Origin of the sequence: Pseudomonas sp. PvP089, assembly GCF_017875165.1 — a bacterium.
Lineage (GTDB): Bacteria > Pseudomonadota > Gammaproteobacteria > Pseudomonadales > Pseudomonadaceae > Aquipseudomonas > Aquipseudomonas fortuita.
This window is the reverse complement of sequence record NZ_JAGGME010000001.1, coordinates 4,609,758-4,632,899: the sequence shown is the minus strand read 5'-3', so window position 1 is coordinate 4,632,899 and position 23,142 is coordinate 4,609,758. Positions and strand designations below refer to the sequence as shown.

The window sequence follows — 23,142 nt, the reverse complement described above, 5'->3', positions numbered from 1 at the left end:
CAGTGATGCCGGGGCTTTTCTTTTGTCTGTACCGGCCTCTTCGCGGGGCAAGGCCCTCCCATAGGTGCCCCACTGCCTTCAAGTTCAGTGCAGCAGCTGTGGGAGCGGGCTTGCCCCGCGAAGAGGCCGGTAGAGGCTTACTTGAACCGCCGCTCCACCCCTTTTTCCACCAGGATCTTGGCGGAAATCTCTTCCACTGAAAAATGCGTGGAATTGATGTTGGGAATGTTCTCCCGGCGGAACAGGCTCTCTACCTCGCGCACTTCGAACTCGCACTGGGCAAAGCTGGAATAGCGGCTGTTGGGCTTGCGTTCGTGACGGATGGCGGTGAGGCGGTCGGGGTCGATGGTCAGGCCGAACAGCTTGCTGTGGTGCTTTTTCAGCACCGCTGGCAGTTGCAGGCGCTCCATGTCGTCTTCGGTCAGCGGGTAGTTGGCCGCGCGGATGCCGAATTGCATCGCCATGTACAGGCAGGTAGGGGTTTTGCCGCAGCGGGACACACCCACCAGAATCAGGTCGGCCTTGTCGTAGTAATGGGTGCGCGCGCCGTCGTCGTTATCCAGGGCGAAATTCACCGCCTCGATGCGTTCCATGTAGTTGGAGTTGCCGCCAATCGAGTGCGATTTGCCCACGGAATACGACGAATGGGCGGTCAATTCCTGTTCAAGGGGGGATAAAAACGAAGAAAAGATGTCGATCATGAAGCCGTTCGAGGTCGCCAGGATCTCACGGATGTCCTGGTTGACGATCGTGTCGAAGATGATCGGGCGTACCCCGTCACGTTCGGCCGCCGCGTTGATTTGCTGGACCATGGTGCGTGCTTTGTCGGGCGAATCGATGTACGGACGGGTGAATTTGTTGAACGGAATGCTCTCGAATTGCGCCAGCAAACTCTGGCCCAGGGTTTCGGCAGTGATACCGGTGCCGTCGGAGATGAAGAACGCGGTTCGTTTCATTTGCGATCTGGGCCTTAAGCTGATGACGTTTCTTGGATATGATAAGTTCGGTTTGCCGAATGCGGCTGTCGGCATTCTCACTTATTTTCCAGGTACAGGCCACAAACGCCCGGCCAAGTCACCGAAGACAGGCGGGCGCCTCTTTGAGCTTTTCCAACACAGTTAGTGGAGAGATCACCTTGGTAGAGTACGTAGTTTCCCTCGATAAGCTCGGCGTCCATGATGTAGAGCATGTGGGGGGCAAGAACGCATCCCTGGGCGAGATGATCAGCAACCTTGCCGGTGCTGGTGTATCGGTGCCGGGCGGCTTTGCCACTACGGCGCAGGCGTACCGCGATTTTCTCGAACAGAGTGGTCTGAACGACAAGATTCATGCGGCGCTCGATGCGCTTGACGTGGATGACATCAACGCCCTGACCAAGACCGGCGCGCAGATCCGCCAATGGGTCATGGAAGCCGAATTCCCGGCACGTCTGGATTCGGAAATCCGAACCGCCTTCGCCGAAATGGCTGCCGGCAACGACAACATGGCGGTTGCCGTGCGCTCCTCGGCCACTGCCGAAGACCTGCCGGATGCTTCGTTCGCCGGCCAGCAGGAAACCTTCCTCAACATCCGCGGCGTTGATAACGTGATCCGCGCGGCCAAGGAAGTGTTCGCTTCGCTGTTCAACGACCGCGCCATCGCCTACCGCGTGCACCAGGGCTTCGACCACAAGCTGGTCGCCCTGTCTGCCGGCGTGCAGCGCATGGTCCGCTCCGAAACCGGCACCGCCGGTGTCATGTTCACCCTCGACACCGAGTCGGGTTTCCGCGACGTAGTGTTCATCACTGGCGCCTATGGCCTGGGCGAAACCGTGGTGCAGGGCGCGGTCAACCCTGACGAGTTCTACGTGCACAAGAACACCTTGCAGGCTGGCCGCCCGGCCATTCTGCGTCGCAACCTGGGCAGCAAGGCGATCAAGATGGTCTATGGCGAAGAAGCCAAGGCCGGCCGTTCGGTCAAGACCGTCGAAGTCGACCGTGCCGAGCGCGCGCGCTTCTGCCTGACCGATGCCGAGGTCAGCGAGCTGGCCAAGCAGGCCATGATCATCGAGCAGCACTACCAGCGCCCGATGGACATCGAGTGGGCCAAAGACGGTGACGACGGCAAGCTGTACATCGTGCAGGCACGCCCGGAAACAGTGAAAAGCCGTTCCAGCGCCAATGTCATGGAACGCTACCTGTTGAAAGAAAAGGGCACCGTGCTGGTCGAAGGCCGCGCCATCGGCCAGCGCATCGGCGCCGGCAAGGTTCGTGTGATCAACGACGTATCGGAAATGGACAAGGTCCAGCCGGGCGACGTGCTGGTTTCCGACATGACCGACCCGGACTGGGAACCGGTGATGAAGCGCGCCAGTGCCATCGTTACCAACCGCGGCGGCCGCACCTGCCACGCGGCGATCATCGCCCGTGAACTGGGTATTCCGGCCGTAGTCGGTTGCGGCAACGCCACCCAGGTGCTCAAAGACGGCCAGGGTGTGACGGTGTCCTGCGCCGAAGGCGACACCGGCTTCATCTTCGAAGGCGAGCTGGGCTTCGACATCAAGCAGAACTCGGTCGATGCCATGCCGGAGCTGCCGTTCAAGATCATGATGAACGTCGGCAACCCGGACCGTGCGTTCGACTTTGCCCAGTTGCCCAACGCCGGTGTCGGCCTGGCGCGGCTGGAGTTCATCATCAACCGCATGATCGGCGTGCACCCCAAGGCGCTGCTCAATTATGCGGGCCTGCCGCCGGAGCTCAAGGAAAGCGTCGACAAACGCATTGCCGGCTACAACGACCCGGTCGGCTTCTACGTCGAGAAACTGGTCGAAGGCATCAGCACCTTGGCTGCAGCGTTCTACCCGAAAAAGGTCATCGTGCGTCTATCGGACTTCAAGTCCAACGAGTACGCCAACCTGATCGGCGGCAAGCTGTACGAGCCAGAAGAAGAAAACCCGATGCTGGGCTTCCGCGGTGCTTCGCGTTACATCAGCGAATCGTTCCGTGACTGCTTCGAGCTCGAGTGCCGTGCGCTGAAGCGTGTACGCAACGAGATGGGCCTGACCAACGTCGAGATCATGGTGCCGTTCGTGCGGACCCTGGGCGAAGCCAGCCAGGTCGTCGACCTGCTCGCCGAAAACGGCCTGGCCCGCGGTGACAACGGCCTGCGCGTGATCATGATGTGCGAACTGCCGTCCAACGCCATTCTGGCTGAAGAGTTCCTTGAGTACTTCGACGGCTTCTCGATCGGCTCCAACGACCTGACCCAGCTGACCCTGGGCCTGGACCGTGACTCGGGCATCATTGCCCACCTGTTCGACGAGCGTAACCCTGCGGTGAAGAAGCTGCTGGCCAACGCCATTGCCGCGTGCAACAAGGCCGGCAAGTACATCGGCATTTGCGGTCAGGGCCCATCGGACCACCCGGACCTGGCCAAGTGGCTGATGGAGCAGGGCATCGAAAGCGTGTCGCTGAACCCGGACTCGGTGCTCGAGACCTGGTTCTTCCTGGCCGAAGGCCAGGGCGCGGCCTGACGCAGTAAAACGCGGGGGGACGTCTGGCGTGCCCCCGCCTGGTTTTTTCCAGGGCGTGTTCCAGTAATGGTTCCCGCCCTTTTTTGTGCACCAAGCAACCTTATGCAAAGCAGCAGCACTCTATTTCCCGTGGCCCTGCTCAGTGCCGAGCGGCGCGGCGACCTCAGCGAAGACGTGTACCGGATCAAGGCTGGCAACAGCCCCGACCCTAGCGTCGAGCTTGCCCTCACCCGTCTGGGGCTTGCCGATCAGGGGCAGGCCTTTGGCGTGCCGGTCATTCTCCTGCACGGCAGTTTTTCCAATCGGCGTTTCTGGTATTCGCCCAAAGGGGTTGGCCTGGGCGCCTATCTCGCCCGTGCCGGTTTCGATGTGTGGATCCCGGAAATGCGCGGCCATGGCCTGTCGCCGCGTAACCGCGCCTGGCAGCACAACACTGTTGCCGCCTATGCCCGTGATGACCTGCCACTGATTGCTGCGTTCGTGCGCGAGCAGTCGGGCCAGGCGCCGCACTGGGTAGGCCACTCCCTCGGCGGCACGACCCTGGCGGCAGCCTTGGGCGGTGGTTTTCTGGCTGCCGGGCAGGTGGCCAGCGTGGCACTGTTCGGTACCCAGATCAGCCGCGTCTATTGGCCGCTGAAAGTGCCACCGCTGGCCTGGGGCGCGAAGCTGTTGCTCAAGCGCTGGGGGCAGATCTCCGGGCCGCGCTTCAAGCGTGGGCCGGAGGATGAGCCGATCGGTCTGGCGCTGGAGAGCATGCGCTGGCACGGCCTGTTCGGGCGCTTTGGCGACAAGCAGAGCGACTGGTGGGCGGGGCTGGCAGAGGTGGATGTGCCGCTGCTGGCGGTGGCTGGCGCGGGGGACTTCCAAGACCCGGTGTGGGCCTGCCGCAAGCTGTTCGAGCAAATGGGGGGTGAGCGCAAGCAGTTCCTGCGGCTTGGGCGTGAGGAAGGCTTCGACGCCTTCGGGCATGTCGACATGCTGGTGAGCAAGGCTGCGCAGGTGCAGGTGTGGCCGCTGGTGGAACGCTGGTTGCGTAACCCGCTGTTGCCGGTGCACGAGTCCATTGTGGCTGTAGAGCCTTTGCCAGCCAGCTGATCCTGCATTACCTGTGCGGGCCTCTTCGCGGGCACGCCCGCTCCCACTGGGATTACACAGCACTGAAGTCTTGTGATATCCCTGTGGAAGCGGGTTCACCCGCGAAGAGGCCCGCACAGGCTGAAGATGACCGTTTGGTCCTTGGTGACTACGACAGCCTCCAAGGTGTAGCCTTGGCCGATACCCGCTTTCGTTGTGACTGACAGGAGCCTCCCCATGCAGCATTACGTAACGCCCGACCTGTGTGACGCCTACCCGGACCTGGTGCAGGTGCTGGAACCGATGTTCAGCAATTTTGGCGGCCGTGATTCGTTCGGCGGCCAGATCGTGACCATCAAGTGCTTCGAAGACAACTCGCTGGTCAAGGAGCAGGTCGAACTCGACGGCAAGGGCAAGGTGCTGGTGGTCGATGGCGGTGGCTCGCTGCGCCGTGCGCTGCTTGGCGACATGCTTGCCGACAAGGCCGCCAAGAACGGTTGGGAAGGCCTGGTGATCTATGGCTGCGTGCGTGACGTAGACGTATTGATCCAGACCGATGTCGGCGTACAGGCCCTGGCCAGCCACCCGATGAAAACCGACAAGCGCGGCATCGGCGACCTCAACGTGGTGGTGACTTTCGCCGGGGTGACCTTCCGCCCGGGCGAATATGTGTATGCCGACAACAATGGCGTGCTGGTCTCGCCAAGCCCGCTGAAGATGCCGGAGTGATGCGCCGCACGCGCTGATGGAGCTTTGATGTTCGAGGAAGACAACGCGCAGTGGGGGCTGGTCCATGCCCTGGTGCTCGATGGTAAAGGCAGCGCCCGCCCGATTGCCCGTACCGAACTGGACGACTTGCAGCTGCAACCTGAGCAGAGCCTGTGGCTGCACTGGGACCGCAGCCATCCACAAACCCGCACCTGGCTGCTGCATGACAGCGGCCTGAGCGAGTTTGCCTGCGAGCTGCTGCTGGAAGAAAACACCCGGCCGCGCCTGCTGCCCATGGCTGACGAACAGCTGTTGCTGTTTTTGCGCGGGGTTAACCTCAACCCGGGCGCAGAACCCGAAGACATGGTCTCGGTGCGTATCTTCGCCCAGGCGCAGCGGGTCATATCGTTGCGCTTGCGCCCATTGCGCGCCAGTGACGAGATTCTTCAGTTGCTGGAGCAGGGCAGGGGGCCGAAGTCGGCTTCCGAACTGCTGCTGCTGATGGGCGAGCTGCTGACCGAAAAGGTCCAGGGCCTGGTCAGCGACCTCTCCGAACTGGTCGACCTGGAAGAAGAAAAGGTCGAAGCCGACGAACGGTACACCCCGGAGAACGGCAGCCTGCAGCAGATCCGCCGTCGTGCAGCGGGCCTGAGGCGTTTTTTGGCGCCGCAGCGGGAAATCTATGCCCAGCTGTCGCGCAGCAAATGGGGCTGGTTTGCCGATGCCGATGCCGATTACTGGAACGAGCTGAACAACAGCCTGATCCGCTACCTCGAAGAGCTTGAGCTGACCCGCGAGCGCGCTGCGCTGGTGCTGGAGAGCGAAGATCGCCGGCGCAGCGAGCGGATGAACCGTACCATGTACCGCTTTGGCATCATCACTTGCATCTTCCTGCCCATGAGCTTCATCACCGGGTTGCTGGGCATCAATGTCGGCGGCATCCCGGGGGCGGAAAACCCCTATGGCTTCCTGTTCGCCTGCCTCGTCGTGCTGGGGCTGGCGGTGGGGCAGTGGTGGATGTTCCGGCGGTTGCGATGGGTCTAGGTGTTCATTTTGAAACATTCGTGCCAATCGGATGTGTGACCCATTGCCCGGCCATCTCGTCTCTTGCTGACACTGCGCGAGGTGCACATGCACGATCCGTTTGAAGAATCCCTGCGTGACCTGCTCAAGGCGTCACCCTCCGGCAATGACCGGGATGACCTGGACGACGCTGCTTGCCTGGGTCGCGTGCTTAAAACTGCCAACCGTCAGGTTGGCGCGGGTGATCTGTTCAGCCTGCTTGGCCGCTGGAGCCAGGCGCTGCTGATTGCCGTCAATAATGGCTCGGCGCATGTCGCGCCGGTGCGTCGACACTCTTCCCGCAACGCTGCCAGCGGCAGCAAAGCAGATAAGGCCGATTGAATATGGAACTCGATCTCTGGACCCAGAGCCTGGTCACCGCGATGACCGCCCTTTGGACCAAGGTAGCGAACTTCATCCCCAACCTGTTCGGCGCGCTGGTCGTGGTGCTGCTCGGTTTCGTGGTGGCCAAGCTGCTCGACACGCTGCTGTCCAAGCTGCTGGCCAAGCTTGGCCTGGACCGCCTGATGGCCGGCACCGGCCTGACCAAGATGCTCGGCCGGGTCGGCATCCAGGTACCGATCTCTACCTTGATCGGCAAGATTGTCTACTGGTTCGTGCTGCTCATCTTCCTCGTCTCGGCCGCTGAATCGCTAGGCCTGGAGCGGGTTTCGGCCACCCTGGACATGCTCGCCCTGTATTTGCCGAAAGTATTCGGCGCGGCCTTGGTGTTGCTGGTCGGCGTGCTGCTGGCACAGGTGGCCAACGGCCTGGTGCGCGGCGCCGCCGAAGGCATCGGCCTGGAGTACTCGGCGGGCCTTGGGCGTATCACCCAGGGCTTGGTGATCATCATCAGCATCTCGGTGGCCATCAGCCAGCTGGAGGTGAAAACCGACCTGCTGAACCACGTGATCGTCATCGGGCTGATTACCGTTGGTCTGGCGGTAGCCTTGGCCATGGGCCTTGGCAGCCGTGAAATTGCCGGGCAGATTCTGGCCGGAATTTACGTGCGCGAGCTGTACCAGGTCGGCCAGCAGGTGCGAATTGGAGAGGTCGAAGGGCATATTGAAGAAATCGGCACGGTCAAGACTACGTTGCTGACCGATGATGGCGAACTGGTGTCGCTGTCCAATCGAGAGTTGCTCGAGCAGCGCGTCAATAGTCGCTAACCGCACAAAAGCTGTTAATGTATGCCGCCGCGAAATTCGACCCACGGGGTCGCGCGGCGACATTGACCTGACTGTCGGCCAGATCCGTTTTGAATAAAGTTCATTCGCCGCCCATGCGTTATGACCCCCGCGAGCTCACCGACGAAGAGTTGGTGGCGCGTTCGCATGAGGAGCTGTACCACGTTACCCGCGCCTATGAGGAGCTCATGCGGCGCTATCAGCGAACCCTGTTCAACGTCTGTGCGCGTTATTTGGGGAACGACCGTGACGCGGACGATGTCTGTCAGGAAGTGATGCTCAAGGTGCTGTACGGGCTGAAGAACTTCGAGGGCAAATCCAAGTTCAAGACCTGGCTCTACAGCATCACCTACAACGAGTGCATTACCCAGTACCGCAAGGAGCGCCGTAAACGCCGGCTGATGGATGCCTTGAGCCTGGACCCTGTTGAAGAGGCGTCCGAAGACAAGGCACCGAAACCGGAAGAAAAAGGCGGGCTGGACAAGTGGCTGGTGCATGTGAACCCGATTGACCGGGAGATTTTGGTGCTGCGTTTTGTCGCAGAGCTGGAATTTCAGGAAATTGCAGACATCATGCACATGGGCCTGAGCGCGACGAAAATGCGTTACAAGCGCGCGCTAGACAAGCTTCGTGAGAAATTTGCCGGCCTGGATGAAACTTAGTGGCGTGCAAATATCTCTAACGAACCGGCGAGTTCTGCTAGACTTGCCGTCGAGTTGTCCCCCTTGTTTGTGGTGGGACTGCTTAACTATCACCAGATGGGGATTTAACGGATGAAATTGAAAAACACCTTGGGCTTGGCCATTGGTTCGCTCGTAGCCGCTACCTCGATTGGCGCTATGGCACAAGGCACAGGCGCTGTGGAAGTCGAAGGCTTCTACAAGAAAGAGTTCTTCGACAGCCAGCGTGACTTCAAGAACGACGGCAACCTGTTCGGCGGCTCGATCGGTTACTTCCTGACCGACGACGTTGAACTGCGCCTGGGTTACGACGAAGTTCACAACGCTCGTGGCGAAGACGGCAAGAACATCAAGGGCTCGAACACCGCCCTGGACGCCGTTTACCACTTCAACAACCCGTATGACGCCATCCGTCCGTACGTTTCCGCTGGTTTCTCGCACCAGTCGCTGGGCCAGACCGGCCGTGGCGGTCGTGACCACTCCACCTTCGCCAACGTTGGCGCTGGTGCCAAGTGGTACATCACCGACATGTTCTATGCCCGTGCCGGCGTAGAAGCTCAGTACAACATCGACCAGGGCGACACCGAGTGGGCCCCAAGCGTTGGTGTTGGCCTGAACTTCGGCGGTAGCCCGAAGCAAGCCGAAGTCGCTCCAGCTCCAGTAGCTGAAGTGTGCTCCGACTCCGACAACGACGGCGTTTGCGACAACGTCGACAAGTGCCCAGACACCCCGGCCAACGTTACCGTTGACGCCGACGGCTGCCCGGCTGTTGCCGAAGTCGTTCGTGTTGAGCTGGACGTCAAGTTCGACTTCGACAAGTCGGTCGTCAAGCCAAACAGCTACGGCGACATCAAGAACCTGGCTGACTTCATGAAGCAGTACCCACAAACCACCACCGTGGTTGAAGGTCACACTGACTCCGTGGGTCCAGACGCTTACAACCAGAAGCTGTCCGAGCGTCGTGCCAACGCTGTCAAGCAAGTCCTGACCCAGCAGTACGGCGTAGAATCCAACCGTGTTGACTCGGTTGGCTACGGCGAAACCCGTCCGGTTGCTGACAACGCCACCGAAGAAGGCCGTGCTATCAACCGTCGCGTTGAAGCTCAGGTAGAAGCTCAGTCCAAGTAATTGGCCTGATGCTTCATGAAAAACCCGGCCTCGGCCGGGTTTTTCTTTGCCTGGGTTTTAACCGGCCTGACAGCCTGCTCCTGCAGTGAAGGGTATTCAGCCCGCGATTGAAACCAGCTCCAGAGCCTGCTGTTCCCCGACCACTTCCCCAATCACCAGAATCGCCGGGCTACGCAAGCCAAACCCACGCGCATCTTCAACTATGCCCCGCACATCGCTCCTGCACTCCCGCTGCTGCGGCATCGAGGCATTCTCAATCATCACCACTGAGGCTTGTTGCAGGGCGCGTACCGCCTTGAGGGTGAGCAGTTCAGGGTCGCCAGGGCCGGCACCCACCAGCCAGACTTTTGCACTCATCAGGTATTCCTCATCGGCAGGGTCCGCTCAGCCTTTTAGCAGGCTGAACAGCAAAATCAGGTTGAACAGCAGGGACAGCAAGGCCAGGGTGCGCCACACCTTCAGCGGCTCACGCTCCAGCAGTGGCCGTGGCCGGGTGGGCAGCTCCTGGCGGTCGCCGCGTTCAAGCAGCAGCAACCAGTGTTCGGCCGTTTCGAAGCGTTGCGCCGGGTCGGCGGCCACCGCCTGTTGCAGGTTGTGCTGCAGCCATTCCGGCAGGTCGGGGCGGTAGCGCGCGGCGTTGACTGGCTGGCCGAAGCGCGGGCGCTGGAAGGCTTCCACCTCGCCATACGGGTAGTGACCGGTCAGCAGACGGTACAGCGTCACGCCCACGGCATACAGGTCTTGGCGCGGGCTGGGCGGTTGGCCGTCAAACGCTTCCGGGGCGAGGTACGAGGGTGTGCCGGGCACGTCGTGCAGCGGGTCTTCGGACAGGCCTGGGCAGTAAGCCAGGCCGAAGTCCAGCAGGCGCAGCTGGCCATCGCTGCCCAAGTGCAGGTTGTCTGGCTTGATATCGCGGTGCAGCAGGTTGCGCCGGTGCAGCACGCCAACCGCCTGCAGCAGTTGCCGGGCCATTTCCAGCCACTGTGGCAAGGGCAGCGGGCCGTGTTCGGCCAGCAGCGTTGCAAGGGTCTGGCCGGGGTATTCGCGCATCACGTAGTACAGGTGCTGGCGCTGGCTGGCGGCATGCAGTTCGGGGAAATGTCGGCCAGCGACCCTGCGCAGGAACCACTCCTCCAGTAGTAGTCCTTGCGCCGCTTTTGGCTCCTGCTCGCGTGCGGCAGGCAGGGTTTTTAGCAGCCACGCTTGACCTTGGCCGTCGCGCACCCGGTAGACCAGGGACTGGCGGCTGTGTGACAGCAGCTGTTCGGTGAGCCAGCCATCGATCACCTGGCCTTCGCGCAGCGGGCCGGGTACCGACCCCTGCTGCAGCTGTGCCAGGGTGTCGCCGAGGTTGGCCGTGCCCAGTTGCTCGACCTGCACCAGCAAGGCACTGGCGTTGTCCTGGCTGCCATTGAGGTGCGCACTGGTAACCAGCGTGTCGACGGCCAGTTGCAGGTCGGGCTGCTCACGCAACACCGCCTGTATATGCTGGTCGCCCAGGCTGGCCCAGACGCCGTCGCTGACCAGCAAGAAGCATTCACCCGCCTGCAGCTCGCCCTCCAGATAATCCACCAGCAGGTGTTGATCCAGGCCCAGCGCGCGTTTCAGCACATGCTGCATGCCCGGCTGGTCCCACACGTGGTCTTCGCTCAGGCACTGCAGGTGCCCGGCGTGCCAGCGGTACACACGGCAGTCGCCAACATGGGCCAGGGTGAAGCGCCGGCCCCGCAGCACCAGGGCGCTGAGGGTGGTCAACAATGGCTGACCGCTGCCTTGGGCACGCAGCCAGCGGTTCTGTGCCAGCAGCAGGCGGTCGAGGGCCTGGGCCACGCTCCAGGTGGCGGGGGTGGCGTAGTAGTCCAGGGCCAGCGCCTGCAAGCTGGCGCGTGCTGCCAGGCCACCATCGGCGCATTGGCTGACGCCGTCGGCAAGGGCGAACAGGTAGCCCTTGCTGGCGGCCAGCTCTGGCGCTGGGGTAACCAGGCGCAGGGCGTCCTGGTTTTCCTCGCGCGGCCCGGTGGCGCTGGCCTGGGCGAAACTCAGTTGCAGGCTCATCGAGGTGCCTCAGACCCGCGCCGCAGTGACTGCAGCCGAGCCCCAAGTGGTGCGCCAGCGCTGTTTCACGCCGTGCAGGCCGAACCAGGCCAGCAGGCCGAGGCTGGCGAACAGCCACAGCCCCACCTGGTAATCGCCGGTGTGCTGTTTGATGGTGCCAAGCCCGGCGGCCAGCAGGAAGCCACCGATGCCCCCGGCCATGCCGATCAGCCCGGTCATTACGCCGATTTCGTGACGGAAGCGCTGCGGTACCAGCTGGAATACCGCGCCGTTGCCCGCGCCCAGGCCGAGCATGGCGCTGATGAACAGCGCCAGGGCGGCGGCGGCAGACGGCAGGTTGAAACCGACTGCGGCTATGCAGATGGCTGCAACGCTGTACATGCCCAGCAGGGTGCGGATACCGCCGAAGCGGTCGGCCAGGGCACCGCCGAGAGGGCGCATCAGGCTGCCGGCGAACACGCAGGCCGCGGTGTAGTAGCCAGCGGTGACCGGGCTCAAACCGTACTGGTCGCTGAAGTAGCCAGGCAGGGCACTGGCCAGGCCGATGAAGCCGCCGAAGGTGACACTGTAGAAGAACATGAACCACCAGCTGTCACGGTCGCCGAGGGCCTTGAGGTAGTCAGCCATGGCCTTTGGTTTTGGGCGCTGCGGGGCGTTGCGCGCCAGCAGGGCGAACACCACCAGCGCCAGTGTCAAAGGAATCAGCGCAAAGCCAAACACATTGTTCCAGCCAAAACCCGCGGCCAGCGCCGGCGCCAGCAGGGCGGCGAACACTGTGCCGGAGTTGCCGGCGCCGGCAATGCCCATGGCCTTGCCCTGATGCTGCGGCGGGTACCACTGCGACGCCAGCGGCAGTGATACGGCGAACGAAGCGCCGGCAAAGCCGAGGAACATGCCCAGCAGCAGCACCTGTTCATAGCTGTGTACGCCGAAGTGCCAGGCCACCGCCAGCGCGACGATCACCACCACCTGGCCGATCACGCCGGCGGTCTTGGGCGACAGGCGGTCGACCAGTACGCCCATGGCAAAGCGCAGTACTGCCCCGGCCAGGATCGGCATGGCCACCATCAGGCCCCGTTGTTGTGCGCTCAGTTGCAGGTCACCGGCAATCTGCACCGCCAGCGGGCCCAGCAGGTACCAGACCATGAAGCTCAGGTCGAAGTACAGAAACGCAGCGAACAGCGTGGGCACATGCCCGGATTTCCAGAAGCTGGTACTCATCGAACACCTCACTTGGCAATGCAGCGGAACGAAAAAGACGCCGCTACCCGCTCCACGGAGGTGGAGGGGAGAGCGACGTCTTTGTCGGGATTTAAGTGGGGCAACCGCCGTTGGCTACCGGTGCAAATACATCAGCAAGAGCCGGGCCAATTCGGAATATCGAGCAGCGCGGACTTTGTGGGAGCGGCCTTGTGTCGCGATAGGGCTGCGCAGCAGCCCCATGATTTCAGCTTCGCCGCTGAGATTGCCGGGGCTGCTGCGCAGCCCTATCGCGACACAAGGCCGCTCCCACAAAGGCCTGCACTGCTAGCCGAGCATTTCATGCATGGCAATGATCTGCTCTGCCACCTGAATCAGCTTCTGCTGCCGGCTCATGGCCTGGCGGCGCATCAGGGTGTAGGCCTGTTCTTCGTTGCAGTCTTTCATTTTCATCAGCAAACCCTTGGCCTGCTCGATGCGTTTGCGTTCGGCCAGTTGCTGGTCGCGTGCCACCAACTGCGCCTTCAGTGCCTGATCGCTTTCGAAGCGGGCCATGGCCACATCCAGAATGGGCTGCAACCGGGCGGCATGGATGCCTTCGACGATATAGGCACTGACGCCCGCCTGAATCGCCTGGCGCATCACCCCGGGGTCATGCTCGTCAGTGAACAGCACGATGGGGCGTGGCTGGTCACGGCTGACCAGCACCACCTGTTCCATCACATCACGGTCAGGTGAGTCGGTGTCGATCAGCACCACATCCGGGCGCACCGTTTCGATGCAGGCGGGCAGGTCGATGGTCAAGCCTGGGGCTTCGGTGACCTCGAAGCCCGCCTCGATCAGCGCCGCCTTGAGGCGGCCAAGTTTGTGCTGGGTGTCGTCAATCAGCAGGATGCGCAACATGTAGGTCTCCCTCACACGCCGACGCGGGCTTCGGGCAGGTCGCCCAATGCATGCAGGCTGAAACTGCGGGCGTAGCCGTAGGGGTCGCTGCCGTCCCAGCAGGTGCCGTCGATCAGCAGGCTGCTGCACATCGGCAGCGAAGGGCACGCTACGCCCAGGCTTTGCGCCGCCTCGCTGTACAGTGCCAGTTGCTGTACCTGGCGGGCCACGCCGAGGTAGTCGGGGTCTTCGCGCAGCAGGCCCCAGCGGCGGAACTGGGTCATGAACCACATGCCGTCGGACAGGTATGGCAGGTTGGCCCGGCCGTGGTCGAACAGGCGCAGGGCATGCCGGTCTTGCCAGTGGTTGCCCAGGCCATCCTGGTAGTGGCCGAGCAGGCGTGGCTCGATACTCGCCAGCGGCGTATCCAGATAAGCGCTGCCGCTGAGCAGTTGCGCGGTGCTGCGGCGGTTTTCCGGGCTTTGCTCGATGAACCGGCTGGCGGCGAGGATTGCCTTGATCAGGGCGCGGGCGCTGTTGGGGTACTGTTCGGCGAAGGCGCGGGCGCAGGCCAGGACCTTTTCCGGGTGGTCCGGCCAGATCGACTGGCTGGTGGCCAGGGTGAAGCCTTGGCCCTTGGCGACCGCATCAGCGGCCCAGGGCTCGCCCACGCAGAAGCCGTCGATGCGACCGGCCTGGATGTGTGCGGCCATCTGTGCCGGTGGCACCACCACGCTGTCGACGTCGCGCAGTGGGTGGATGCCCTGGCTGGCCAGCCAGTAATACAGCCACATGGCATGGGTGCCGGTGGGGAAGGTCTGGGCGAAGGTCAGCCGTGCGCCTTGCTGGTGCACCAGCCGCGCCAGTGCTTCAGGGTTGGTCACGCCTTTGCGCTGCAGCGCCGGGGACAGGTTGATGGCCTGGGCGTTCTGGTTCAGTCCCATGAGCACGGCCATATCACTGGCGGGTACCCCGCCAATCCCCAGATGCACGGCGTAGGCCAGGCCATACAGGCAGTGCGCCGCGTCCAGCTCGCCGCTGACCAGCTTGTCGCGAAGCCCCGCCCAGGAGCCCTGGCGGTGGACGTTGAGGGTAAGTCCGTGTTGTTGGGCGAAGCCCTGGGTGGCCGCGACCACCACCGAGGCGCAGTCGGTCAGGGCCATGTAGCCGATGTTCAGGCTGGGCTTCTCGGGCGCATCGCTGCCGTTGACCCAGGCCAGGGGCGTTGCTCGGGGTACAGTGTTCACAAGGTTCCTCGCCTGTACTGATTAGGCTGTGGGCCAAACCGGTGCAACCGATGTGCCAGGGCTGCACTGGCCCATGATTTGCTGTCCTGCCAGCGCCACGGTGGCTATAATCGCCCCCTCACTTACCCCGAGCCTTGCCTGCCCATGTATACCCTGGCCCGCCAGCTGCTGTTCAAGCTTTCTCCGGAAACCTCCCACGACCTGTCCCTGGACCTGATCGGTGCCGGTGGCCGCCTTGGCCTTAACGGCATGCTGTGCAAGCAGCCGGCAGCATTGCCGGTCACGGTCATGGGCTTGAACTTCGCCAACCCGGTGGGCCTGGCTGCCGGCCTGGACAAAAACGGCGCAGCCATCGACGGTTTCGCCCAGCTGGGTTTCGGTTTTGTCGAAATCGGCACCGTCACCCCGCGGCCGCAGCCGGGTAACCCCAAGCCGCGGCTGTTCCGATTGCCGGAAGCCACGGCCATCATCAACCGCATGGGCTTCAACAACCTGGGTGTTGATAACCTGCTCGACCGGGTACGTGCGTCGCGTTACAAGGGCGTGCTGGGCATCAACATCGGCAAGAACTTCGACACCCCGGTGGAGCGTGCCGTCGATGATTACCTGATCTGCCTGGACAAGGTGTACACCGCCGCCAGCTATATCACCGTCAACGTCAGCTCGCCGAACACCCCCGGCCTGCGCAGCCTGCAGTTCGGCGATTCGCTCAAGCAGTTGCTCGATGCCCTGGCCGTGCGCCGTGAGCAGCTGGCCGCTACCCATGGCAAGCGCGTGCCGCTGGCCATCAAGATTGCCCCGGACATGAGTGACGAAGAAACCGCGCTGGTAGCCGCCGCCCTGATGGAATCGGGCATGGATGCGGTGATCGCCACCAACACCACGCTGGGTCGTGAAGGTGTCGAAGGGCTGCCGTATGGTGGCGAGGCGGGCGGCCTGTCGGGCGCGCCAGTGCTGGAGAAGAGCACCCACATCGTCAAGGTGCTGGCAGGTGAACTGGGCGGCAAACTGCCGATCATTGCTGCCGGTGGCCTTACCGAAGGCCGTCACGCTGCCGAGAAAATCGCCGCCGGGGCGAGCCTGGTGCAGATCTATTCGGGCTTCATCTACAAGGGGCCGGCACTTGTCCGCGAGGCGGTGGACGCTATCGCGGCAATGCCACGGGTTTGATCGGCAGACAAAAAAAGGGCCCCTTCAAGGGGCCCCTGGGCCTTCGCCCGCCGCCCGGATGGGGCGTGCATGGTAAATCGAATTCAGTGTCCTCGATCAGCCAACGGCGTGATTTTCGTTGAGTCTATGGATACCAGCGGTGCCAGTCATTCCGTCCCAGTTATCACCGCGACCTTCGCGCCAGCCGTTGATCCAGGCTTGGCGAACAGAAGGAAGATTGAAGGGGCAAAGTTCGCGGGATTTGCCGGTGACCCCATATTGGTAGCCACGTGAATATGCTCTTTCCAACGGATCACGCTTAAGTCTTCTCATAGGGTGTTGCCCTCACTTGTTGACTGTAATGTCCCGTCGGCCTCTCTGAGGCCGGGCAGAGTCTTTCTGCCGGTTTGCGCTCGCTGCCGGCGTGGCGAGCTGAAAGTGCCGCCTCGTTGCGAAGCGGCCTGAGACCAGTTCTAACGAATGCGAGTCACGGTGTGAATGATCGATTTGTCATAAGCACGTAACCTTTCATAGGGTCAGGGGATAAGTAAATAAATGCGACTTAACCTTATTTGAGGTTTGGCCCGCTATGATCGGGGTTTGCTGATGATTGACGTCATTTCGCCAGCGTCTCTGGCGGGTGGCAGAAATAATTTGAAATGCGACGAAGGGTCACACAGGCCCCGGCATCGCCAGAATTTTTTGTACTGCCTGATGATCTAAGCTGTCTTTGCCACTGGGCCGAGCGCAGATCGGTCAGGCGGCCCGGCCCTTCGCGGCACGCTTATGTGCCGAAAAGGGCCACCCGCACGCCTGCTGGAAAGGCATGCGGGCAAACATCGCGGGGCGATGCGTCGCCTCGTCAGTCAAATAGCCCAAGGCTCTGGAATACTCATGTCGGACCGTTTCGAACTCTACCTCACCTGCCCTAAAGGCCTTGAAAGCCTGCTTGCCGAGGAGGCCAAGGGCCTTGGCCTTGACGAGGTGCGTGAGCACACCTCGGCCATCCGCGGCGCCGCCGACATGGAAACCGCCTACCGCCTGTGCGTATGGTCGCGCCTGGCCAACCGGGTGCTGCTGGTGCTCAAGCGCTTCTCCATGAAGAACGCCGACGACCTTTACGACGGCGTGAACGCGGTTGACTGGGCCGACCACCTGGCAGCCGACGGCACCCTGGCGGTGGAATTCAGCGGCCATGGCTCGGGCATCGACAACACGCACTTCGGTGCGCTGAAGGTCAAGGACGCCATCGTCGACAAGCTGCGCAACCGCGAAGGCCTGCGCCCGTCGGTGGAAAAAATCGACCCGGACGTGCGTGTGCACCTGCGCCTGGACCGTGGTGAGGCCATCCTTTCCCTCGACCTGTCCGGCCACAGCCTGCACCAGCGTGGCTACCGCCTGCAGCAAGGGGCTGCGCCGCTGAAGGAAAACCTGGCGGCGGCGGTGCTGATCCGCTCGGGCTGGCCGCGCATTGCCGCCGAAGGTGGCGCGCTGGCCGACCCGATGTGCGGTGTGGGCACCTTCCTGGTCGAAGCGGCGATGATCGCCGCCGATATCGCGCCCAACCTCAAGCGTGAGCGTTGGGGCTTCAGTGCCTGGCTCGGCCACGTGCCGGCGCTGTGGCGCAAGGTGCACGACGAGGCGCAGGCGCGGGCGCAGGCCGGCCTGGCCAAGCCACCGCTGTGGATCCGTGGCTACGAGGCCGACCCGCGGCTGATCCAGCCGGGCCGCAATAACGTCGAGCGTGCCGGGCTGGGCGACTGGGTGAAGATCTATCAGGGCGAGGTCAGCACCTTCGAACCACGCCCGGACCAGAACCAGAAAGGCCTGGTCATCAGCAACCCACCCTATGGCGAGCGCCTGGGTGACGAAGCCAGCTTGCTGTACCTCTATCAGAACCTGGGCGAGCGCCTGCGTCAGGCGTGCATGGGCTGGGAGGCGGCGGTGTTCACCGGCGCGCCGCAGCTGGGCAAGCGCATGGGTATTCGCAGCCACAAGCAGTACGCGTTCTGGAACGGCGCCTTGCCGTGCAAGCTGCTGCTGTTCAAGGTGCAGCCTGACCAGTTCGTGACGGGCGAGCGCCGCGAGGCACAGCCCGAAAGCGCGCAAGTCCGCGAACAGGCACCGTCGGTAGCCAGCGAGCCGGCGCGCCTGTCGGAAGGGGCGCAGATGTTTGCCAACCGTCTGCAGAAGAACCTCAAGCAACTGGGCAAGTGGGCTCGTCGCGAGCAGGTGGACTGCTACCGCCTGTACGATGCCGACATGCCCGAGTACGCCCTGGCAGTCGACCTGTACCACGACTGGGTGCATGTGCAGGAATACGCTGCGCCACGTTCGATCGACCCGGACAAGGCCCAATCGCGCCTGCTCGATGCCTTGGCGGCGATCCCTCAGGCACTGGGCATTTCGCCGCAGCGCGTGGTGCTCAAGCGCCGCGAGCGGCAGAGTGGTACCCGCCAGTACGAGCGCCAGGCCACCGAGGGCCGCTTCCAGGAAGTGAACGAAGGTGGCGTCAAGCTGCTGGTCAACCTCACCGACTACCTCGACACCGGTCTGTTCCTGGACCACCGTCCGATGCGCATGCGCATCCAGCGCGAGGCTGCCGGCAAGCGTTTCTTGAACCTGTTCTGCTACACCGCTACGGCGTCGGTGCATGCAGCCAAGGGCGGGGCGCGCAGCACCACCAGTGTCGACCTGTCGAAAACCTACCTCGACTGGGCGCGTCGCAACCTGGCGCTCAATGGCTTCTCCGAGCGCAACCGCCTGGAGCAGGGTGATGTGATGGCCTGGCTGGAAAGCAACCGCGACAGCTACGACCTGATCTTCATCGACCCGCCAACCTTCTCCAACTCCAAGCGTATGGAAGGCGTGTTCGATGTGCAGCGTGACCACGTGCAACTGCTGGACCTGGCCATGGCTCGGCTGGCGCCGGAGGGGGTGTTGTATTTCTCCAACAACTTCCGCAAGTTCCAGCTCGACGAGCACCTGATGGCACGCTATGCCGTGGAGGAAATCACCGCCCAGACCCTGGACCCGGACTTTGCCCGTAACAACCGCATCCACCGCGCCTGGCGTCTGCAATTGCGTTGAGCCGACGAGGTACGTTGCGCGGCTGATGGCCAATAGCTATAAATGAGGGCAGGGCAAGCTAATCCGCAGGACGCTGACGTGACGAGATGGGTGTATGTCAAAGTGTGGCGTGCGTGCGCGGTTATCTGGCCTGTGCACAGAAGCGGTGTCCGCCTGGGCGGTGGCGCTGGTGGTTTTGGTGGCGGGCGGCCTGTTGACGGCCGCCTTGGCGCTTGCCGCGCAGGGTGTCTACAAGCAGCAGTTGCGCCAGCGTTTCGAGTTGCTGGCCAGCGAGCGCTTCAGCCGCATTGCTGAACGCTTCGATGAACAGCAGCAGCGGCTGGACGGCCTGCGGCGGTTCTTCGGCTTTTCCAACACAGTCACCTCACTTGAATTTGACGGTTACACCAGGCCGTTGCTGCAGCGCACGCTGGCCTACGCCTGGGCGCCCCGCGTCGAAGTTGCGCAACGCGCCGAGTTCGAGCGCCATGCGCGTGAGCATTCGGGCCCGGGCTATGTAATCCGTGATCAGGACGCGCAAGGCCAGTGGCGCCCCGCGCCACAGCGCGACCATTACTTCCCTGTGCTGTATACCCAATCGGGTGAAATGCCCGGGCTGCCGTATGGGCTGGATCTTGCCGGCCAAGGTGCGGCCCAGGCCGCGCTGGCGCGCGCACTCGGGCCTGGCAGCATGGCGGTGTCAGAACCCCTGGCCTTGTACGATATTCCTTCGTACGCGCGTGGTCTGCTGCTGGTGGCGCCGGTGTTTTCCGACGCAAACGAGCATGGCGCAGCAGCAGGCTACGTCATGGCCTTGCTGAGCATGCGCGAGCTGGTGAGCGATGGGCGGCCAGTGGCGACGGATGACAACCTGGTGGTGCGTATCGTTGATCCGTCCGGCTTGCAAGGGCCGGAAGTGATGTTCGACTCGCTGAACCAGGCAGCCCCCTTGTCGCTGGCCAGCAACCAAGTGTTGCAGCTGGCCGACCATCGCTTTGAGTTGAGCATCCTGCCGAGCCTGGCCTTCTTGCAGGCTAATCGTTCGTCAGCTGTGCTGGCAGTCGTTCTACTGGGCGGGTTGTTGAGCCTGCTGCTCAGCGCCTTGCTGTACAACCTGTTCAGCCAGCGCCAGCGCGCCCTGGCCCTGGTCGAGCAGCGCACCGCCGAACTGCGGGTCAGCGAGCAGTCGCTGCGAGGTACCCACAACCAGTTGCGCAGCGTGCTGGATGCGGCCACCCAGGTGGCGATCATTGCCACCAACCTCAAGGGTGTAGTGAGTACGTTCAATGCCGGTGCAGAGCGTATGCTCGGTTATCCGGCCAGCGAGGCGATCGGCCAGCTTCGCCTTGACCACCTGGTGCTGCCTGAAGAACTGAGCCAGCGGGCTCAGGCGCTGAGCCTGCGCTATGGCCGCACGATCGCCGGTGGTCAGGCCATGTTCGCCGAAACGGTTCAAGCGCAGGGTGCCGAGCCTGGGGAGTGGACATTGTTGCGCGCCGATGGCAGTCAGCTGGTGGCCAACATGCTGGTTACCGCCATGCTGGATGAACAGGGTTTGTGGGTGGGCTATCTGGCCATCTGCATTGATGTCACAGAGCGGCGTCGGGTGCATGAGGCGCTGGCGGCGCGTGACCGACTGCTGGAAAAGCTCAGCGCCGAGGTGCCGGGCGGTATCTACCAGTATCGCCTCGATGCCAATGGTCATTCGTGCTTTCCCTATGCCAGCCAAGGGCTGTACGACATCTATGAAGTCGACCTGCAGCAGCTGCGCGAGGATGCCACGCTGGTGTTCGAGCGTATCCACCCCGACGACCTGGACCGCGTGCGCCGCTCGGTGCGTTATTCGGCCGAGCACCTGGCGCCCTGGCGCGAGGAATACCGGGTATGCCTGCCGCGTGCCGGGCTACGCTGGGTGCGTGGCGAAGCGACGCCAGAGGTGGGTGAGCAAGGCTGCACGCTGTGGCATGGCTACCTGACGGATATCTCCGACCTCAAGGGCGTGGAGGAGGAATTGAGGGCGTTGTCGGTGACCGATTCGCTGACGGGCATCCATAACCGCCGCTACTTTCAGGAGCGGCTCAAGGTTGAGCTGGAACGCGCCCAGCGCGAAGGCTTGGCGCTGGCCGTGATCATGCTCGACATCGATCACTTCAAATGCATCAACGACCGCTTCGGCCATGCCATGGGCGATCGCGTGCTGCGCAGCTTGTGCCAGCGTATCGGCCAGCGTTTGCGGCGTACTGATGTGTTCTGCCGGCTGGGCGGGGAAGAATTCATGGTGCTGTGCCCGGGCAGTGATGCTGAGCAGGCGCGGTTGTTAGCGCTTGAGTTATGGCAAGGGGTGCGCACGTTGCCGGTGGAAGGCGTGGGCCAGGTGACCGCGAGTTTTGGTGTGGCTGGCTGGCGGCCGGGGGAGGGTGCCGATGCCTTGCTGCTACGGGCTGATGCGGGTGTTTACATCGCGAAACAGGCCGGGCGGGACCGGGTGGAGGGGGAGTCGGCCTGTTAGCTGCCAGCTGTCTGTGCCGGCCCTTTCGCGGCTAAAGCCGCTCCCACAGTGATCGCGCAAACTGTCACAGTTTGCGCAAGACACTTGCTCTCAGTCGCGAAAGGGCCGGTACGGACCAGCCAATCAGTTGGCCGCTGTGCTGCCGGCCAGCTTCGGCTGGCGGTACAGGTCCAGCAGGACCTGGTCGAGCACCTGCGAAGCACCCCACGGTTTCGGGTCGTTGAGAATCGCCGCCACCGCCCAGGTATGGCCGTTGCTGTCGCGGCTGAAGCCGGCAATTGCCCGCACGGTATTCAGCGTGCCGGTCTTGATGTGGCCTTCACCGGTCATGGCAGTGCGCTTCAGGCGCTTGCGCATGGTGCCGTCCATGCCCACCAGCGGCATGGAGCTCATGAATTCGGCAGCGTAGGGGCTCTTCCAGGCGGCCTGCAGCATCTGGGCCATCTCCCGGGTGCTGACCCGCTCGGCACGCGACAGGCCAGAGCCGTTCTCCATGACCAGATGCGGCGCGGTAATGCCCTTTTTTGCCAGCCACTGGCGCACCACGCGCTGGGCGGCGCGGGCATCGTCCCCATCGGCATCGGTGCGGAACTGCGCGCCAAGGCTCAGGAACAGCTGCTGGGCCATGGTGTTGTTGCTGTACTTGTTGATGTCACGGATCACTTCCACCAGGTCTGGCGAGAAGGCGCGGGCCAGCAGGCGAGCACTCTTGGGTACATTCTCGATGCGGTCGCCACCCTGGATACTGCCACCCAGCTCGTTCCAGATGGCGCGCACGGCACCGGCGGCGTAGGTGGCGTGATCGAGCAGCGACAGGTAGGTCTGCGAGTTGCAGCCGTCACCCAGCTGGCCGCTGACGGTGACGCTGATGCCATCGGCCTGTGGCACCGGGTTGTAGCGCACATCGCCTGTGCACTGCTTCGAAGCCACCGCCTTGACCTGGTTGTCGATGCGGATGCTGGCAATCGGTGGCTCGACCGCAACGGTCACCTTGCCGCCATCGTTGCGGGCCACGAAGCGCAGCGCCTTGAGGTTGACCAGCAGCGAATCGGGCTTGACCAGGAACGGCTTGTTTTCATCGCCGCCGTCATCGTTGAACTGCGGCAGGTTGGGCTGCACGAAGTGGCTGCGGTCCAGCACCAGGTCACCGGTGATGGTGCGCACGCCATTGGCGCGCAGGTCACGCATCAGCAGCCACAGCTTTTCCATGTTCAGTTTCGGGTCGCCGCCACCTTTAAGGTACAGGTTACCGTTGAGCACGCCATTGCTCAGGGTACCGTCGGTATAAAACTCGGTTTTCCACTGGAAGGTCGGGCCGAGCAGTTCGAGGGCCGCGTAGGTGGTGACCAGTTTCATGGTCGAGGCCGGGTTCACCGACACATCGGCATTGAACACGGTGGGCGTGCCGGGGCCGTCCAGCGGCAGCATGACCAGCGACAGGGCCGTGTCCTGCAGCTTGTTGGCCTTGAGCGCCTGCTGCACTTTGGCGGGCAGGGTGGTATTGACGGTGGCGGCCTGGCTGGGCAATGCGAGTGGCAACAGCAGGCTTGCCAGAATGAGGGGACGAAGCGTTTTGATCATAATGGATAAATACCCTGCGGCGAGGGAAAAGGGCATTGGGGCTGTAAGAGATGATGGCCCCACGACGAAAGAGTACGCATTATGCCCCAAGCGTAGCGAC

Annotated in this window: 19 protein-coding genes; 11 read left to right on the top strand and 8 right to left on the bottom strand. The window is 62.9% G+C overall.

Translation table 11 applies throughout. From position 1 onward, the window contains the following. Positions 1-137: 137 nt before the first annotated feature. The gene (locus J3A71_RS21160) at positions 138-956 is read right to left on the bottom strand and encodes a pyruvate, water dikinase regulatory protein (protein ID WP_016485587.1); all 819 of its coding nucleotides are present in this window, start codon (positions 954-956) and stop codon (positions 138-140) included. Between the two features lie 179 nt (positions 957-1,135). On the opposite strand from J3A71_RS21160, the gene ppsA reads away from it, so the two are divergent. From ppsA to J3A71_RS21120, 8 genes are all read left to right on the top strand, one after another. Continuing rightward, the gene (gene ppsA / locus J3A71_RS21155; RefSeq protein WP_016485588.1) at positions 1,136-3,511 is read left to right on the top strand and encodes a phosphoenolpyruvate synthase; all 2,376 of its coding nucleotides are present in this window, start codon (positions 1,136-1,138) and stop codon (positions 3,509-3,511) included. A gap of 102 nt (positions 3,512-3,613) precedes the next feature. Then, complete coding sequence (locus tag J3A71_RS21150; RefSeq protein ID WP_245353446.1) at positions 3,614-4,606, top strand: alpha/beta fold hydrolase; 993 nt, start codon at positions 3,614-3,616, stop codon at positions 4,604-4,606. 216 nt (positions 4,607-4,822) lie between these two features. After that, entirely contained in the window at positions 4,823-5,314 is a 492-nt protein-coding gene (rraA, locus tag J3A71_RS21145) for a ribonuclease E activity regulator RraA (protein ID WP_016485590.1), read from the top strand. A gap of 27 nt (positions 5,315-5,341) precedes the next feature. Further along, a complete protein-coding gene (locus J3A71_RS21140) occupies positions 5,342-6,337 on the top strand; it encodes a zinc transporter ZntB (RefSeq protein WP_016485591.1) in 996 nt (331 codons plus the stop codon). Between the two features lie 87 nt (positions 6,338-6,424). Further along, a complete protein-coding gene (locus J3A71_RS21135) occupies positions 6,425-6,697 on the top strand; it encodes a hypothetical protein (protein WP_024717346.1) in 273 nt (90 codons plus the stop codon). 2 nt (positions 6,698-6,699) lie between these two features. Beyond that, positions 6,700-7,524, top strand: a complete 825-nt coding sequence (locus tag J3A71_RS21130; RefSeq protein WP_016485593.1) for a mechanosensitive ion channel domain-containing protein — start codon at positions 6,700-6,702, stop codon at positions 7,522-7,524. Between the two features lie 113 nt (positions 7,525-7,637). Next, the gene (gene sigX / locus J3A71_RS21125) at positions 7,638-8,204 is read left to right on the top strand and encodes an RNA polymerase sigma factor SigX (RefSeq protein WP_003248665.1); all 567 of its coding nucleotides are present in this window, start codon (positions 7,638-7,640) and stop codon (positions 8,202-8,204) included. Positions 8,205-8,315: 111 nt separating this feature from the next. Next, the gene (locus tag J3A71_RS21120) at positions 8,316-9,350 is read left to right on the top strand and encodes an OmpA family protein (RefSeq protein WP_016485594.1); all 1,035 of its coding nucleotides are present in this window, start codon (positions 8,316-8,318) and stop codon (positions 9,348-9,350) included. 96 nt (positions 9,351-9,446) lie between these two features. Here the strand turns inward: J3A71_RS21120 and J3A71_RS21115 are convergent, their stop codons facing one another. From J3A71_RS21115 to J3A71_RS21095, 5 genes are all read right to left on the bottom strand, one after another. Then, positions 9,447-9,707 carry an SAM-dependent methyltransferase gene (locus J3A71_RS21115; protein ID WP_209953208.1) on the bottom strand — a complete coding sequence of 87 codons (261 nt, stop codon included), beginning with the start codon at positions 9,705-9,707 and terminating at the stop codon, positions 9,447-9,449. Positions 9,708-9,734: 27 nt separating this feature from the next. Further along, complete coding sequence (locus J3A71_RS21110; RefSeq protein WP_016485596.1) at positions 9,735-11,405, bottom strand: bifunctional protein-serine/threonine kinase/phosphatase; 1,671 nt, start codon at positions 11,403-11,405, stop codon at positions 9,735-9,737. Positions 11,406-11,414: 9 nt separating this feature from the next. Next, complete coding sequence (locus J3A71_RS21105) at positions 11,415-12,626, bottom strand: nitrate/nitrite transporter (protein WP_016485597.1); 1,212 nt, start codon at positions 12,624-12,626, stop codon at positions 11,415-11,417. A gap of 306 nt (positions 12,627-12,932) precedes the next feature. Beyond that, complete coding sequence (locus J3A71_RS21100; protein WP_016485598.1) at positions 12,933-13,508, bottom strand: ANTAR domain-containing protein; 576 nt, start codon at positions 13,506-13,508, stop codon at positions 12,933-12,935. An 11-nt stretch (positions 13,509-13,519) separates the two neighbouring features. Further along, positions 13,520-14,734, bottom strand: a complete 1,215-nt coding sequence (locus J3A71_RS21095) for a CmpA/NrtA family ABC transporter substrate-binding protein (RefSeq protein ID WP_209953206.1) — start codon at positions 14,732-14,734, stop codon at positions 13,520-13,522. A 144-nt stretch (positions 14,735-14,878) separates the two neighbouring features. Between J3A71_RS21095 and J3A71_RS21090 the strand changes: the two genes are divergently transcribed. Continuing rightward, positions 14,879-15,904 (top strand): quinone-dependent dihydroorotate dehydrogenase, encoded by a 1,026-nt coding sequence (locus J3A71_RS21090; protein ID WP_096425799.1) that lies wholly within the window; start codon positions 14,879-14,881, stop codon positions 15,902-15,904. Positions 15,905-16,000: 96 nt separating this feature from the next. Here J3A71_RS21090 and J3A71_RS21085 read toward each other — a convergent pair whose 3' ends face one another. Next, positions 16,001-16,216, bottom strand: a complete 216-nt coding sequence (locus J3A71_RS21085; RefSeq protein WP_003248687.1) for a ribosome modulation factor — start codon at positions 16,214-16,216, stop codon at positions 16,001-16,003. A gap of 561 nt (positions 16,217-16,777) precedes the next feature. Between J3A71_RS21085 and rlmKL the strand changes: the two genes are divergently transcribed. Continuing rightward, positions 16,778-18,973: a bifunctional 23S rRNA (guanine(2069)-N(7))-methyltransferase RlmK/23S rRNA (guanine(2445)-N(2))-methyltransferase RlmL gene (gene rlmKL, locus J3A71_RS21080; RefSeq protein WP_016485600.1), complete on the top strand. Its 2,196-nt coding sequence runs from the start codon at positions 16,778-16,780 to the stop codon at positions 18,971-18,973. 94 nt (positions 18,974-19,067) lie between these two features. Beyond that, positions 19,068-21,461, top strand: a complete 2,394-nt coding sequence (locus tag J3A71_RS21075; RefSeq protein WP_096425800.1) for a diguanylate cyclase — start codon at positions 19,068-19,070, stop codon at positions 21,459-21,461. Positions 21,462-21,584: 123 nt separating this feature from the next. On the opposite strand, the gene dacB is transcribed toward J3A71_RS21075, so the two are convergent. Continuing rightward, positions 21,585-23,042: a D-alanyl-D-alanine carboxypeptidase/D-alanyl-D-alanine-endopeptidase gene (dacB, locus tag J3A71_RS21070; RefSeq protein ID WP_016485602.1), complete on the bottom strand. Its 1,458-nt coding sequence runs from the start codon at positions 23,040-23,042 to the stop codon at positions 21,585-21,587. Positions 23,043-23,142: the final 100 nt, after the last annotated feature.